The 16,382-nt window shown below is 70.8% G+C and carries 3 protein-coding genes and 1 pseudogene; all 4 read right to left on the reverse strand.

The window, feature by feature from the left end:
* Positions 1–360: 360 nt before the first annotated feature.
* Positions 361–14,676, reverse strand: coding sequence for an EndoU domain-containing protein (locus tag BT364_RS33745; protein ID WP_072489016.1), 14,316 nt, complete (start codon positions 14,674–14,676; stop codon positions 361–363).
* A 6-nt stretch (positions 14,677–14,682) separates the two neighbouring features.
* Positions 14,683–15,039, reverse strand: a complete 357-nt coding sequence (locus tag BT364_RS33750) for a hypothetical protein (RefSeq protein ID WP_072489017.1) — start codon at positions 15,037–15,039, stop codon at positions 14,683–14,685.
* Positions 15,032–15,454 (reverse strand): YbaB/EbfC family nucleoid-associated protein, encoded by a 423-nt coding sequence (locus BT364_RS33755; protein WP_072489028.1) that lies wholly within the window; start codon positions 15,452–15,454, stop codon positions 15,032–15,034. Before BT364_RS33755 ends, BT364_RS33750 begins: the two co-directional genes overlap by 8 nt.
* Positions 15,455–15,552: 98 nt before the next feature.
* A pseudogene (locus BT364_RS33760) lies at positions 15,553–16,382 on the reverse strand (T-complex 10 C-terminal domain-containing protein); the annotation flags it as partial.

A 16,382-nucleotide genomic window follows, 5' to 3' on the forward strand; every position in this document is an offset into this window, starting at 1 on the left:
ACGGCCGGAAGCACCGCGGTACCGCCCTCGCCCGGAGAGACCGGTACAGCGGCGGCCGAAGAAGCCGTACCCTCTGCCGTCCCTGCAGCCGTAACGCCTTGCCCCGCTTCCGGTCCCCCGGCCCTGGACGGTGTGCTCCGAGAGCCCTGCGATGAGGTCATGATGTCCTACCTTTCAAGGGTGGTTGCTCTGGTCATTCGTAAGATCGGAGGCCCAGAGGTTCTGGGGACGGCTGTCATGGCGGCGCCGTTGGCAAGGCTCAAGGACTTGGCCGCCCGGAACCCCCGCGACGACTCGACCGTCCATCGGCCGGATTCGTCGGGTGGTTGTCATAACGTCCGGCCGCGCCGGCCAGGAGAGTCACCCGGGCGCGCCGCCGGACTCCTCTGCCGGCTGCTTCTCATCCTCTGGATCCTGTGCGGCACCGTGCTCCCCCGACGACGGCACAGCATCCTCGAAGCGCTGCGGATCGGCCTGCGCACCGCTCTCGGCACCGGCCGGGAGAACGCCCCGCCGGGACTCCTCCGGCTCCCCGGCAGCTCCCGCGGATTCGTGCGCGGTCAACCGGGTGAAGCTGTCCCGCACCGCTTCGGGGAAGAGTTCCCGTCTGTTGCGCAGCAACATTTCACGGTCATGAAGGTTGAGTCCGAGATCCTTCAACGGCACTGCCGCATCCGGCGCGAGTGCCCACATGGCCGCGTACTCCCGTGCGTAAGACAGTCCCTCCACGTCAGGGGATCGCACCAGGGTGTCCATCACGTCCTGGGAGTCGAGCAGCACGTGGAGCCCGGTGTCGAAGTCCTGCTCGGCCGCGGTCTCGTTCGAGGTCCGCTTCCGCGCGGCGCCGCCTGAGGTGTCAGCTGAGTCGTCGGTTCCGTCGACCCTGCCTGGCGCGGAGTCATGGCCGTCTCCGGTCTCCGGCCGCGCGGCGGAATCCGACGGACGCCGGACATCGGGATCGGCCGGAGCCGGCTCCTCGGCCGATGGCGAAATCCCGGCGTCTGCCTGCGCGGCCGAGGTGCGGTCCGCTGTCGCTGCCGGGGCAATGTCTGTCGTCGCTGGCGGGGTAACGTCCGCTGTCGCTGCCGGGGCAATGTCTGTCGTCGCTGGCGGGGTAACGTCCGCTGTCGCTGCCGGGGCAACGTCTGCCCTCACTGCCGGGCCAACGGCCGCCGTCGGGCGGGCCAGCAGGTACTCCCGGCCCCTTCGGTACAGGATCACTCGCGGCCCAGCCGTCCCGTCGCTGGGCGTGTGGGTACGGGAGGTACCGTCCTCGGCGACCACGGTCACGCTTGCGCCGTAGGCGGCGGCCAGCTCGGCGGCGGCCGCCTCCGTCGTGTCGTCCCAGCGGCGGGGCGTGAGCAACTGCCGCCGGATGAGCGCTTCTTCCTGGCTCCGGCTGAGCTCCAGATCCTCCGGAAGCCCGCCGTCGGTTCGCCGCAGGCGTGCGGACCGGACGGTCTCCTCGGAGAGCCCGGCGTGAACAAGATCGTCGTCCGTGAAAGGCGAACCGCGGTCCAGCCGGGCCGCAGGGGGGAGCTGTTGGCCCGTGGCCAGGGCGAGGGGTCCAGCGGCGCCCTCCAGCCTCAGGGCTGCGGCGACAGCGGACCAGAAGCCGTTGCCGTCGCCGGCCGGCTCCACGAGTTCATGGACGGTGCCGTCCGGTCCGACCAGTTCCGTCAGCTTCCCGCCGGTGCCGGCGGGGCGCCAGGCGGTGGAACCGGTTGCCCATGGCGCCTCGCGGTACGCGGGCCGCGGCGGCCGGCCGACCGGCGTTTCGCCTCCTACGGCCGGCGCCGATTCCCCCTCGGCTGCCAGGGGCAGCGGGGGCTGCCGCCGGGCGTCGCCGGACGGCAGAGCCGGCCGGTAGTGCCGATCCTGCAACTGCAGCACGATGTGTGCGAGCTCTTTTCCGGTGTCGTGGCCCGCCTTGGGAAGGGGCCGGAAGTCCTGGAACGCTCCGTCCGCGCCGACCACGGTGATCCGCGCGTGGAAGGCACGGGCGGCCAGCGCGGGCAGCAGGTCGGCGGCGCCGTGGTTCCATCCCGCACTGTCCGCGGTGTCACCCCCACGCTGCAACTGCGCCCCGGCGAGACGGCCACGCTGCTCACCCGGCAGCTCGGCGTGCAGCGGTATGCGGCCCGAGCCGTCGAACTCGCGGCGCTCGGGGGTGCCCTCGGCGAAGCTCACCCCGCTGTCGGCCAGTTCTGAACCGCTGAACGCGTCCTTGGTGTCGGGCGAGGTGAAGTCCAGCAGGTCGGTGTTCTCGGGACGGTTCAGCTCGTCGGCGAGCAGGCCTCGCAGACCGTCGATGATCATCTGCCGGTCCGCCACCTCCACCCGCCTGCTGAGCATCTCCGGGTCGGCGTGGTGCAGTCCTTCGGCGAGGGCGTGGAAGAAGCCGTCACCGTCAGTGGGTACGTCGAGAACCGTATACGACTGATCGCCCTCGGGCGAGAGCAGCTGGTCCGGTCCGCCGGGGGCGCTTTCCCGCACGATGTAGTGGTCCGCTTCCGCGCCGCGGCTGTCGCCCGCCGGCGCGGTCGGAGCGGCCGGAGCGAAGACCACGGGCGGCGGTTCGGTGAGGCCCCGGCGCAGCTCCGGCTCACCGGACCGGTCCTCAGCCGGCAGCCGGTGCCAGCGCGTGAGCCGGTCGGCCTCCGCCCGCACCCGGTGGAACTCGCCGGCCGCGGCATCGGCCCTCTGCAGCAGAGGCTTCAGGGTCTCCCTCTTCAGCATCTTCACCAGATCGCTGTCGGTCAGCTCGGGGGTCCTCTCATGCAGGTCGGCCAGGGCGCGACGCCTGTCCCAGTAGGCGTCGTCGGCGGCGGCCCATGCCTGGCCGGCCTTGACCACCTGGGTCCAGGCGTCCGCCACCCGGGACGGGAAGTTCCCGTCGTCGATCAGGCCCCACTCCCGGGCGACGTCCTCGCGGACCACGGCGATGATCTGGCCCTGCGCCTCGACCGCCTGCTGGCCGGGCTTGATGTAGCCGAACGGGCCGAGCCATTTGTTTTTCGGCCGGTCCACCTCGGCGACACCGAGCCAGCCGGTTGGGATCGCGAACACGAAGCTGCGGCCGGACGGCTTGTTGTTGAGCTGGGCGCCCTCCGCGCCGGAGCGCACGTGACGGTCGGTCTCGGCGGCGTTCGGGCCCGTCACGGAGGCGTACGGAGCAGCCGCGCCGAAGTCTCCGGCGGCGACCACCGGTCGCACGCCGAGCGCGGAGTCGTAGCCGCTCGTGCTGGAAACAGCGCTGTCCTGGGCCGCGGTGTCCCGCTCGGCGCTCTCCATGGTGCTGTCCGTGACCACCGTCAGCAGCGTGGCCCGGGTGAAGTCCGGCTTGGAGTAGAGCCGGTACTCACCATGGGCGCTGCCCGCCTCGTTGAGCCCGGGGATCATGTAACCGTCAGCGGTCCCGGTGTCCTCGAAGAAGGCGGCCAGCGCCGCGTGGCTGGTTCCGTCGTCCAGTGCCAGCGCCGAGGCGGTGCCGGGCCGGGTCAGCCCGTTGCGGCGGGCCTTCGTCATGGCCTCGTCCAGCTCCGTGGCGGTCAGCTTGCGCGGATCGCCCACGGCCGGGGCCACGGAGGCGCCGTAAGCCTTGGCGATGGCCAGGACACCGGCTTCCTTCAGCCTGTCGAGACCGACGATCCGGCGGACCTGGAAGCCCGTGGACGGCTGCTGGAAAGGCTTTTCGGTGCCGTTCGGCTGCGGAACGGAACGCCACTCGTCGATGGCCGGCCGGGTCGCGGATCCCTGCGCCCACACGGTGACCGAACCATCCGAATCGTCCACCGAGGGCGGGCCGAGCGGATCGTCCGCCCGGCCGACGCCCGTGTCCGGGGCGGTCATGCTCAGCGGCACCTGCTCGCGCAGCGTGCCCACCCCGCCCGCCGCGGTGAGGGGGGTCCTGCCGTTCCCGAATTCGAGCGTGAGCCGCAGCGTGTAGCGGGTGAGGTATTCGGCGTGCGGCTCCTTCGCAGAGAAGATATGCCTCCTCGTGCGCGTGCGGGAGCGGCTGCGGGAGTCCACCTCGGCGCTGGTGATCAGCCCCTCGTACGTCCCGTGGACGGCCTGGAGGTCGCCCGGCTGTGACTTTGCATCCGGAGGCTGCGTCTCGCCCACCCCCTGCGCCAGACTCAGACCGGCCGCACGAGAGCTGACCGCGGACTTCCCCTCCGCCTCGGTCACAGAGGTGCTCCGGGTGTCCTCCAGAACGACACCGTGGCCGAGGCCGGCGAACTCCGGCTCCTCGGCGATGAGTTCCACCCGCAGGGCGCCGACACGGCTCCCGACGCGAATTCCCATCGCGCGCCAACGGCCGACCCGGGTGCGCGCCCCCGCCCCGGTGGAGGTCATCTGTTCACGCAGGGCCCGCACCGCTCGCGGGGTGACCAGGGAATGCACTCGCTCGCGGTCCGCCTCGTCGACCTTCCAGTCCCGCAACTGCTGGTCGAATTCGGCCAGCACCCCGGTGGTGTCCAGCGAGTTGACGGGATACGACGCGATCTGGTGCTCGCGCAACGACGGGGGCTGCGTCCACTTGTTGTCCAGATAGAGGGGTACACCACCCAGCCCGTCCTTGATGAGTCCGAGCTGATGTGCGGACTTCTCCGAAAGGTGGCCCAGATAGTTTGAGGCGAACGTGAGCTGCTTCCCGGCCCAGCTGTTCCGGTAGAAGGGGGACAGCACCGGGCGGAGAAGACCGTCCGGGCGCACGGAGCCCACGAGGTCGTGCTGGACGTCACCCGACACCAGGACCTTGTAGCCACCGTCGTCACGGTTGATGTCCGAGGTGACGGTACGGGTCACGCTCCTGGCCTCGGTGCTGGAGCTCCCCCTGCGGTACACCAGGCCGGAGAACGTGGTCAACTCGACCCCGCCCGCGTGCCAGACACCCGCGCCTCCGGCGAGCGCGGCAAGACCGAAGGTCTTGGCGGCGGTCACCGACCCCGACATCTGCGTATCGCTGCCGACCGCCACCTCCGTCCCTATCTTGACCGGCCCGGAGACAACGACCGGGTTGAGCACCCGCATGCGGAGCACCAACTCACCCACCCTGTTGCGCAGGGCGCCTTCGGCGATCACGGATATCCGGGAGCCGGCGGCACTGAATGTCTGGTCGGAGCCGGCAATGAGGAACTGCGCCTGGAGGCGCCGCATCATGACGTCGTGCGGGAGCGCACCGGTCTTGGAGAAGTGCCAGGAACCGCGGGACGCCTCCGCCATGAGATCCACCGCGGCAGCGGCCAGTTCCGCAGACGAGCCGACGCTGACCGTCTGAAACGGCTGGTCGCCGAACACGTGCCGGCCATGGCCCTCGGACGCCACCCGCAGGTCGCGGGTCACCAGGGCTTCCGCCTGCGCCCGGTCCAGCGGTTCCTCGAGAGGCTTCGCGCGGTCCGCCGCCCCCGTGTGCGGATCGGTGGCGGGCGTGTGCTCGTCCGGTACGGCCAGCACGACCCGGCCCACGACCGCCGCGCCCGCGCTGCCACCGACGAGGTCCGTGCTCACCTCGTCCTGGAGGAAGGACTGCATGCCGAGCACCCCCAGCGAGAGGGCCCTCGGCCCCCTGCGGTAGCGCGAGAAGCCGCCGATCTCCGCCGTCAGTTCCAACTGATAGCTGTGCAGATGGGAAGGGCGGGCGCTCGCGGCCAGCGGCTCATGCGTCGCGGTGGCCCCGTACTGGGTCCCGCGGCCCTCGGTCCTTCCCCACCGGGGACCGGCCGAGACGGTGCCGATGCCCCCGATGCCCCGCAGCATCACGCCGAACCCCGCGTCCTGGGCGTGTGTCACATTCTGCGAGCCGTCGAGGCGTTCCGTGCCGGGCGCGCTGGTCCTCAGGAGGAGGTCGTTCTGAGTGCCGTCGTAGCGGCGACCGGTCAGCTCGCCGCCGATCCGGATCGACAGCTGGGAACGCCTGGTGCGTGTGGGCGGGACCTCCAGACCGATCGACAGCCCCGTCGTGGTGAGCGTCTCCAGGTTGCCGACGATGCTGTAGTGGGACAGGGCGTTCATGACGTGCAGGGTGTTCCGCAACGCCATGGCGTAGTGCTTCGGGCCGCGCCAGCGGGAGTCCTCGGGATCACCGAAATCCTCCAACGGTGCCAGCACACCCGGGTACCTGTCGGCGGCGGCCCTGATCAGCTTGTCGGTGAAGGCTTCCAGCCAAGTACGCTGCCCGCCCTCCTCACCGGCCAGCAGATCGCCGTTCTCATAGGTGAACGCCTCGGGCCTGCTCATACCCAGCACAGCGGGGCGGTCCTTGGTGAGGTAGACGGGAGCGAAGGGTTCGTTGTCGTTCCTCTTGCGCAGTGTCGTGCCGTCGTCCCAGCCGGCGAGGCGCCGCGCCTCGGTGTGCGTCATCCGGTCCAGGCTCCACGTGTCGAACCGGACGGCCTCGCTCGAACCGGTTCCGCGCACGTACACGGCCTTGTCGACCCGGTAGAGGAGCGTCGGCACGTTCTTGGCCCGACCGACGATCTTGCGGCTCCCCGAGCCGCCGAACGCGGAGCTGTGCGTCGTGCTGCTCTCGTAGCCGACGGAAGCCCCGGTGATCAGCCGGCCCCAGGGGGCGAAGTCGAAGGTCGGACCGCCGGTGAAATTGATTCCCCAGTTGGTCGTCCTGGACAGCGTTCGTTCGTTCTTGACCGTCTGCTGGACGGTGAGGCGCATCTCGGCGACCTGGCTCTCGGTGAGCAGCTCGGCCTCTCCGGGCACGACCCTTTCCACGACGAACGCCCCGAGCGGCGATCCGTCCTCCCCGGACAACAGGGGTGTGGTGACACCGCCCTTGGCCAGACGGTCAGCTGCGCGGTTGAAGTTCTCCGAGGAGAAGAACGCGGTGAGGTACTCGTGGGCCTCACTGCCGGGCTCGGCGCCCAGTTCCCGCAGGATCTCGTCCCGCATCGGTCTGAGCGGCCCGTAGCCCTCGGTGTGCACCAGCCGGTAGTCGGACTGAGCCCCCAGCGTCATCCTGATCGGCACCGGGCCGGGCTCGGTGGCCGAGGTCTCGCTGTCGGCCAGCCGTACCACCAGCCCGTTGCGCACCGCGAAGGTGAACGTGGACTCGCCCGCGAGGGGGGAGCCGTCCTGCCTGGCGGGACTCGTGCGTCCGGGGTCACCGGCGAGGGAGACCTCGTACACCAGGTCGTCCAGATGCAGGTGCGACGCCTCCGCCATGCGCGTCTCCACCTGGCCGAGCGTCTGGTCCTGCATGCCGTAGTCGTACGAGCGGGTGACGCCCACGGTCCCGCCGAGGCTCACGAGCCCGGCAACGCCCGGCCCCAGGGCGACGCCTGCCGCGCCCCGCCGCTTCATGCTCACCGACTCGACGGCGCCCGCGGTGACCTGGCTGCGGTGGGCCACGTCCACCTTGACCGGGTCACTGCCGATATCGGTGAAGCGCTCCCAGTTGCCATACGGCCGGGTGGTCACCCGCAGCACCTGCTCCTGGGGGCTTCCGAAAGCGGGGGACTCGTACCCGTCGCCGTGGAAGACCTGGGGGGTGGCTCTCAGCGCACGCTGCAGATGGGCCAGCGCCTCGCCCATGCCCGGCGTGGCGGAGCGCGCGTCGCCGAGGCGGACGCCGATCTCCCGCATCACGACGTCGACACCGCGGAGGGTGACCTGGCTGTGGCCGTAGGTCCGGCCCTCGGCGTCGCCGGTGCCGTAGCCGGTGGTGAGGTACTCCGGCAGCCTGCTGCCGTCGCTGAACGTCACCGGTCCCTCCTCCGGGGACGGCGACGGCATCGAACGGTCGACGCGCGGCGGCCGGTGCAGGTCGAGTTCCGACTCGATCCGGGCGAAGGCGGTCTTCCGCTCGGGGGCACGCGGCGCGACCGTGGCCCCCTCCCCAGGGCCTTCCTCGGACTCGGCCGGGCTCTGGGACCGCGCCGAAATCCGGTGTTCCTCGTCCGGAGCGGCGGGCCCGGGATCGGCGGGCTCCGGTTCGGCGGCCGGTGCCTGTTGCGGGTCGGCCGCGGCATCCCCTGCCGTCACCTCGTCGAGCGGGTCAGCGGGGTCGGCGGGGGTCGTGCCGGAAAGCGGAGCAGGACCGGCCGCGACGAAGGCCACCTCAGGGGGCGGCGCCTGGGGCAGATCGGTGCCTTCGGCCACCGCGGCGCCGACATCAGCACCCGACTGCCCGCCGTCCCCCGGCGCCACGCCCGCCGCGGCCGAAGTCGTACCCGTTGCCGCGGAGCTGACCCCGGCGCCCGTCGGCGAGTCATCGAGTCCCGCCGGGTCGGGTTCGCGGAGCGTGGTCGGCCGACTGAACGGATCCGCCAGGTCAAGGGCGTTCGCGATGGCTTCCGCCCCCCGCACCGGGTCGGCGTCCTGGGGCACCTCCCATGCGTCGGCCTCCGTGAACAGCCCGCCCATTCCCTCGGCGAAGTCCCGGAAATCGCCGGTGTCCGGCTGTATGCCCAAAAGGAGCGGCAGCTCGCTCACGGTCTCCCAGTCGGTCTCCGGATCGGGCAGGACCCAAACCGCATGGTGCGCCGCCTCGTGGTCCTCGACGCGAGCCAATGACACACGGACCAGCGGCGCCCCGTTCGCACGCGCCACGCCGCCGTAGACATCGGCCACCGCCGCCTGCATGCGTCCCCAGAGCTCGCTCAGCCGGGCGGGCTCGGTGTCGGGATCGGCATCCAGGTAGATCCGGGCCGAGAGGTCAAAGCCCCGCTGTCCGTTGGCCAACAGCACGTGTTGGACGTCGAAGCCGCACTGCCGCCCGTCGCGTTCGAACTCGACCGGCACGGCGGCCATCTCGCCGATCGGCCGCTCCTGCGGCCATCCGCGGTGCGGCTCCACCTGCAGGCTGAGGGCCTGATCGATGGCCGCCTGCCCCTCCACCGGGTGGGCGCCCCGGGGCAGCAGCCATTCTTCCGCGGATGTCGTCTGGTCCAGCTGCCGGGCGACATCCATGAGTGCGTCGGGGCTCGTCGGCAGGCCCAAAAGATTCGGCAGGCCGTCCACGATTCTTCTCATGTTCTCCAGGTTCGTCTCCTCCGGCGTCAGGTCCACAGGGACCACGTGGTGCGCTGGCTGGGAGCCCTCGACGCGGGCCAACCGGACCTGCGGTGTCCCGTACCCGCGCGTGCTGCCGCCGTAGACAAGATCCGCCTCCGCCGCCAGGTAATCCCAGACAAGGTCCATCACGGCGGGTGTGGTGCCGGGCTGGGCGGCCAGGTGGATCCGGGCCGTGAGCCCAAGACCCTGTTGCCCGTCGGCGAACAGCACGCGCCGGACGTCGAAGCCGCACTGCCGCCCGTCGCGTTCGAACTCGACCGGCACGGCGGCCGTCTCGCCGGTCGGCCTCTCCTGCGGCCACCGAAGGTGGGGCTGTGTCTGCGTGGGCCGGTACGCGACATGCTGGCCGTCCCGGACCAGGCCCTCGATGCGGACACCGCCGACCTCACCCACCCAGTGACGGCTCCGGTCGCGATCTGGAAGTTCCCGGTACGTACCCGCGGCGATGGCCGCGTGGTGCGCATGCTCGACCGCGTCCAGCACGACGCGCGGTTCCCACGTCCTGGGGAACATGACGTGCTCGGCCCCGTCCCGGTGCAGATGCCAACGGCTGGGATCGTCCCCCTGTGGGTCGTCGTAACGCAGCGCCGGGTCAAGGAACCGGACACTGGCCTGGAACGTGCCGTTGTCGTACTCCTCGCCAGGCTCGACGTGCACGCCGTGGTAGGTCGCCTGCCGTGGCTCGAGTGCGTGGTGGGCGCCGCGGCGGGTGTGGCGGTCGCCGTACCTGGCCATGTCCTCGACCCGCCGGCCGATGCCCGAGTCAGCCTTGATGTCCGGCGCCGGCGCGTAGGGCGGGGCGGGCTGATCGGGCTGGTCGTCGGAGGGCCGGAATCCGGTGAAGGAGCCGTGGCTCAGTTCCCCCTTGATCCGCACTCCGGCGTACTCGCCCTCCCAGGTGTAGACGCCGCGCTCGCCCACGATGGGTGGCTTCTTCTCGGACAGGGGATGCTCGCGCGGGGTCTGGGTGAGCATGTCGTGCTCGCGCAGGGCATGCAGGTACGCCTGCTCGGCCGCGTAGACGACGTCATCCTCTGTCCAGTAAGCGGGGAACATCATCTGTCCCCGCTTAGGCTGCTTCGGCTGAGTAACGTGCAGATCGCCCGCGGCGGAGTGCAGCCGGTCCGTCGGCGCGACCGGGCGCGACAGGCCACCCGGCTCCCGCCCAGGGGCCAGGTCCTTGTACTCGCCGCGGTACGTCCCGTTCGGCCCAACCTCTCCCAGTGCAACCGGCCGCGCACGACCCGACATGCCGCTCGGCGGCAGATGGCCACCGCCCCCGACCCCGGGTTCCCCGTACAACACCGCTCTGCGGATGTCTTCAGGGAAATGGGCACGCGTCGGCAGCCCATCTGTTCGAGAAAGCGTGTCATCGGCATAGAACGCCGCCCCGCCGTCGACCCGGAGGCTTGCCGCGCCCTGAAGAGACTCCACCGCCGCCCCGAACTGACGCAGGTGACGAGGCGGAAGCCACCACCGGCCCGAGCCACCACGCGGGTCGGAGATGCGATGATCCGCGTCCACGTCCGAACGGCCCCTGCTGTCCACGACCGCGGGGCCGGCCATCAGAGCCCCGTCCAGATAGACCGGGCGCGCGCCGAAGGCATGGCCCTCGCGGTACTCGTCGTCCAGCCCCAGCAGATGCCCCAGCTCGTGGGCCAATACGTGAGAAGGACTGTTGAGCGGCCAGTTCTCGAAGTTCACCTGCTCGCCGGAGCTGTGCACACGGACGACGTGGTGAGCGGCATCCGGGTCCGACACGAGCTTCAGATCGACCCGGAACAGGTCTCCGTTGGGGAGCCGGGAACCAGCGTTGTACCGCTCGTTGACGCCGTCCTGGGCGCTCTGGAACAGCTGGCTGAGCTGCTCCTCGGTGACCGGAGACCCGTCTGCGGGCGCCAACCGTATGCGGACCACCAGCCGGGTGCCGAACTCCCCCGACGGCAATCGGTACCGCCGCGCCTCGAAGCGCCTGAGCTCGAGCGGGGCCATGTAGCCGTCCCACCGGGGCACCAGCTTCCGCTTCTCCTCCTCGTGGTTCCAGCGGCGGCGGAGCGCGGCGCTGCGCTCCTTGCTGTCCTGCGGCCAGTCCATCAGCTCCTGCGGAGGCTTCACCTCGCCCCGCCAGATCATGTCCGCACCGGCGAGCGGCCACCCGCTGGGCTGAGCCGGCGGCGTTTCAAGCTCCCCGCCATCCAGCGTGTCCGTATGGTTCGTGTCGGTCACCTCGCCCTGTGGCCGCGGCCGCTCTCCGGGGACGCCGACGATGTCTTCCGTATCGGAGCCGGACGCCGCGTCCTGCTCCTCGGCCCTCGTGTCCCCCTCGCGAACACCGTCTTCAACACCGTCTTCCAGCCCGCGCTCGGGCACCGACCGCACACTGTCCGCGGCCTGGGCCATCGCGCGCATCAGGCTGCGGAAGGCACCGACGGGCGCATGGGACTGTCCCCGCTGTTCGCGGGAGGAGGACTCGTGCGGGCTCTGCGTCGGAGGCCCGCTCCTGGGCGAGTCGGCGGAGCTCGGACTGGGGGATGAGGACTCGGAGGAGGGGGAAGCCCCGTCCACGCTCTCCCTGTCCGGCTCGTACAGCCGCCGCTTCTCAGCCGCAGACCGCTGCTCGTCCGCCAGGGACTCGGCTCCGGCCGGAACGGAAAGAGCGTCATGGGCGTACGCCGCGGGACCAGTTTCGCCGGATGCGTCGTGCAGTTGTCCTGCCGGCAACGCGCCCATCGCCGCACCACCCGTCTCCGACGAGTCCTGACGCGGCGTCGCATCGTCGGCTGCGGATCGGGTGGACCCTGGAGCACCGTCGAATCCACGGGCACTTGTGACGGCCGGCTCTTCGATGCTCTCGCCGCTGGTGGTGTCCATGCTTCCGCGGCCCGAATCGGACACGGTGGTAATCCGGCCGGGCGGAACCGACGACTCGTGCGTCGGCCGGTCGGGAACCGAGGCGGCTGGATCAGTGATCACGGCGGGGTCGCCCGTCTCCGGACGCCCGTCATTCGCCACCGGATCGTCGGAAGTCGTCCGGACGGACCGCGACGCGGCGCCGGGGGCAGTCGTGGCGGCCGGCCCCTGCGGAACCGTGCCGGCCGGCGAAGCGGTCGCGGGGCCGGGCTGGGCCGCGCCCGTGCCCGCATGCGAGGCGGGCGCGGGACCGGGCTGGACCGCGCCCGGGATCCGGCCCGGGGAGGGCGGCGCCTGCTTCGCGGGCCGCCCGGGATCCACAACCTGACCGGCGCTGTGACCAGGGGCCGCCACCGACTCGTCCGCCGTCTTGGCAGAGGCAGTCTCGGAACGGCTCACCGTCTCGCCAGGGGCAGAGCTCGGCTCGGCGCCCTGGGCCAGAACCACGGGGCTCACGTCCACCGTCCGGACCGGCTCCACCAACTGCCCGTCTGCAGCGACGTCGCCCGTCTCCGGACGGCTCTCACCCGCCGTCGGACCGCCAGAAACCGTTCGGACAGACCGCGACGCGGTGTCGGGAGTGGCCGCGACGGCCTCCGTCTGGGCCGTGCCGGCATGCGCGGCGCGCGCGGGCGCGGTGCCTGGCTGGGCTGCGGTCGGGGCCGGGGCCGGGGCCGTCGTGACAGCCGCAGGCCCGGCCACCGCCGGGGCAGCCTGGGGGGAGGCGGGCGCAGTGCCCGGCTGAGCCGCGGCCGGGGCAGCCTGGGGGGAGGCGGGCGCAGTGCCCGGCTGAGCCGCGGCCGGGGCAGCCTGGGGGGAGGCGGGCGCAGTGCCCGGCTGCGCCACGGCCGGGGCAGCCTGCGGGGAGGCGGGCGCAGGCCCGGCCACAACCGGGGCAGCCTGGGGGGAGGCGGGCGCAGTGCCCGGCTGAGCCGCGGCCGGGGCCGTCGTGACGGTCGATGTCTGGGAAACCGTGCCCGCATGGCCGGGCTGGGCTGCCGCCGGGGCCGTCGTGACGGCCGGTGTCCGGGCCGCGTCGGTGCCCTCGCCGGTCTCGGTGGTTTTCGGGGCGGCCTGTTCGGCGGCGTTCCCGCTGTTCTCGGCGACGGGAAGCGCGCGGCCGGTGCCGGTGTCCGGCGAACTGCCTCCCGCGGTCACCTCGGCCGGGCGCCCGGACGTTCCCGTCAAGGAGTGCCCGGAGTGCTCGGGGGAGGCGGTGCGCCCGCTGTCTCCGGAGGAGTGCGGCCGGGCATCGGATGTCGTGGCCACCGGCGCGGTGCCCTGGGAGGCGGCGACGGACTGGTCACCCGGAAGGGTGCTGACGGTGTTCGGGCGCCCGAGCCCCGCGAGCCCGTTCGTCTCGTGGCCCGAGGTGTCACCCACGCCGGGCCCCGAAAGGGAAAGGGCCACGGGCGTCGGGGTCTGCCCGGACGACGCCGGCTCGGCCCCCTCCGCGACGGCGCCGGGGCCGTCGCCTCCGCTCACCGTCGTATGCGTCCCGCGCCGACTGCCCTGCTCGTCGACGGCGTCCGCGCCCGTTTTCGTCTCCTGCGGATCGACCGAGACGGTCTGGACGGCCGGAAGGTCCGAGGCCTTGAGGGAGAACTTCTCCTTGAGCAGAGCACCGGCACCGAGCGCACCGGCGCCGAGCGCGGCCTCGCTCACGGCGCTGAGGCCCGCGCCGAGGAACGTGTCGAAGGTGACCGTCCACTCGCCGCGGAGGATCCCACCGCCCACCACCTCGGCCAGGGTCTCCGAGCCTGCCGCGGCGAGCGCGATGAGCGCGATGTCGGAACCCTTGTGGCCCGTACGGGCCGGAGCCGGGGACGGGCCGAGTTCCTTCACCGACGGCACAGCACCGGTCTCGGGCAGGTGGTCCGTGTTGCGGTTGCCCGCGGTGACGTCGTCGGCGTGGGTCGTGTCCGCGGTGCGGGGCAGCTTGTTGGTGTCGGTGAGGTTCGTCTTGGCGCCGACCTTGGGGGTGACGTCGTCGGCGACGTTCTTGACGAAGGGGGTGTTCTTGAGGTCGTTCTTGAAAGCTCCGAGGATGCCTTGGCCGGTGCTGTGGATGGCCCCGAAAAATGTCCCGGCGAGGGCCCCGAACAGCGCGGACTCCCCGATCTCTTTCCAGTCGAAGCTCTTGGGGCTGTGGGCTCCGGAGGTGAAGGCGATCATGCCCAGGCGGACGGCGAACGTCTGGAATGCCTCCTCGAAGGCCTCAGTCAGGAAGGGCAGCCGGTCGGTGCTCCTGATGAGGGTGTCCAGGATCGTCAGCACCGTGACACGACGGCGAGCCTTGGCCAGGGCGATTTTGCCCGCCGTCGCTCCGCTGCTGAACACTGACAGGGCAGTGAGGATCACCAGCTCGATCAACAGCCGGATGACTTCGGCGATGATCTGCCACTTGCCCTCCAGGATTTTGTACGAGGTCACCATCCGGCCGTCGGCGATTTCGTCCAACTTCCCCCCGAACTGCTTGAGGTAGCCGGCTCCTTCCTCATCGACGAACAGACTCATGGCCCGCACGTAATCGTTCCCGACCTGGGGCGGCAGCGCCTTCCCGGTGCTGACGACCGACTGCTCAATGACATCGGACAGGTCCCGGACGTCCTTGGCGAGTCGTCGGAACGGTTCGTGACTGGCATGGGCCAGGTCCTCGTTCGCCTGCATCAGCCGCTCGCCGATGAGGACGAAGAGCATGTCGTTGACCGGCTTCGAGGCCTGGATCGCCATGACTGGTTAGTGCTTCCCGGTGTTGATGTTGCCGCTTGCCGACTGGTTGATGGCGTCTATGTTCGCGTTCTGGGTGCTCTGGACGTTCTTCTGGTTCTCTTGGACGGCTTGGACGGTGGCGATGAGCGCCCCCATCAACGCCTGCACGGTCTCGATCGCCGCCTCATCCTGCTTCTTCGCATGCGGGCCTTGCGTCTTGGCGAAGGAGTCGTCGACGCCGGCCCAGCCGCTGGTGCTGCCCACGTGAGCGAGGAAGTTGTCCTTGGCGCCTTTGGCTTCCGTGCTGATCTGGTGGAGATTCCGGTATGCGGCCTGGAGCCTGACCAGGTCGGCGGCATAGATGTTGGTGCCGGTGTCACTCATGCTGATTGTCCTCCGGGTCCTCGTCGATCTCGTCGCGCAGCCGGCTGCCCGACTTGCTGCCGGGGCCGTCGTGCGTCTTCAGCACGGCAGGACCGAAGACGTCGGCCCAGTTGATGTCCACTCCCGACAGCTCGGGAACCGCCGTACTCGACCGGGTGAAGGGCTCGAACATCTCCACTACGTGCCGGGACATCTGCGTCCGGGCACGCTCCGCCGACTCCAGCACGCTGGCGGCGAGTTCACCGGCCGACATGGTCCGGTACTTGCCGTCGAGGAACCTGAGGGCAGTCAGCTCCCCCTGGTGATTGACCGTCACCTCCACCGCACGATCCCTGGACCGCGCGGTGAACGATGCGTCCCGCAACTCCGCCTCGGCCCTCGCCACCCCTTCCTGGGTTGCCTCGAGCTCGGCCATCGCCTCGGCCAGCTTCTGCTCTATCGATGCCGGCGGCGTCACCGGCTTCTCGAGCTCGGCGTCTCTGCCGTTGCTGCCGCTACTGCCGTTGCTGCCGTTCATCGTCCGATCACCGCCGGAGCGCCTCCTTCATCTGTGCCCCATACGTCCTCGTCCTCCGGCACCCAACTGGACCGCTCGCGGTCGCGGGTCTCGGTCGACTGGTTGCCCTGAGTGCCTTGGCCGCCCATCGGCAGGTAGGGCGAGGACGTCATGGTCGGCCTTCCGCCTCGGGTGAAGACCATCTCCTCTTCCTCGCCGGCGGAACGCGCTGTCGGCCTGCGCCGGGAGGCGCCGTCGCTCCCGCTCAGTACATTGCGGACGCGTTCACTGTTCGATGACCCACCGCCGCTTCCGCCCGCGGGCATGCCTCCCATCGGCATACCGCCCATCGGCATGCCTCCCATGCCTCCCGTACTGCCCATGCCGTTGAACGCTGCCGCGTTCAGCGGTACGCCGCCGCTTCCCCGGCTTGCGTCGGAATCGCTTGCGTTGCTGGGGGGGACCCGCAGCGGGCCCCCGGAGTACGGGGTGCTGTCGTCCTCCTCGAACGAGCTGTCGGGCCCGCTGCCCAGTCCGCCGAGGTTCGAGTTGAGCGAGGTGGAGGTTCCGGGCACGTCGGAGCTGAAGGAGGAAAACTTGGGGAGATCGGAAAGGCTCGACGTGGACGTGCCACGAGGAAGCGGGGACGTGTCGTGGCTGCCGGAGCCGAACTTGCCGTTGAGATCGGTGGTGGTCACCGAACCGTCGGGCTTGGTGGTCTTCACCGTTCCGTCGGACCCGACGGTCTGGATACTCCCGTCCGGGAACTTCGTGGTGAGCGTCCCGTCCCGGTTCAGCGTCGTCCTGCTGCCGTCCGGATTGGTCAGCGCCGCACCCGGATCGAGAT

The sequence above is a fragment of the Streptomyces atratus genome (assembly GCF_900119365.1).
Classification (GTDB): domain Bacteria; phylum Actinomycetota; class Actinomycetes; order Streptomycetales; family Streptomycetaceae; genus Streptomyces; species Streptomyces atratus_B.

Coding starts and splice junctions, on each gene's coding strand:
- BT364_RS33755 (WP_072489028.1), bottom strand. CDS start 15,454: ATGGCCGAGCTCGAGGCAACCCAGGAAGGGGTGGCGAGGGCCGAGGCG.
- BT364_RS33745 (WP_072489016.1), bottom strand. CDS start 14,676: ATGGCGATCCAGGCCTCGAAGCCGGTCAACGACATGCTCTTCGTCCTC.
- BT364_RS33750 (WP_072489017.1), bottom strand. CDS start 15,039: ATGAGTGACACCGGCACCAACATCTATGCCGCCGACCTGGTCAGGCTC.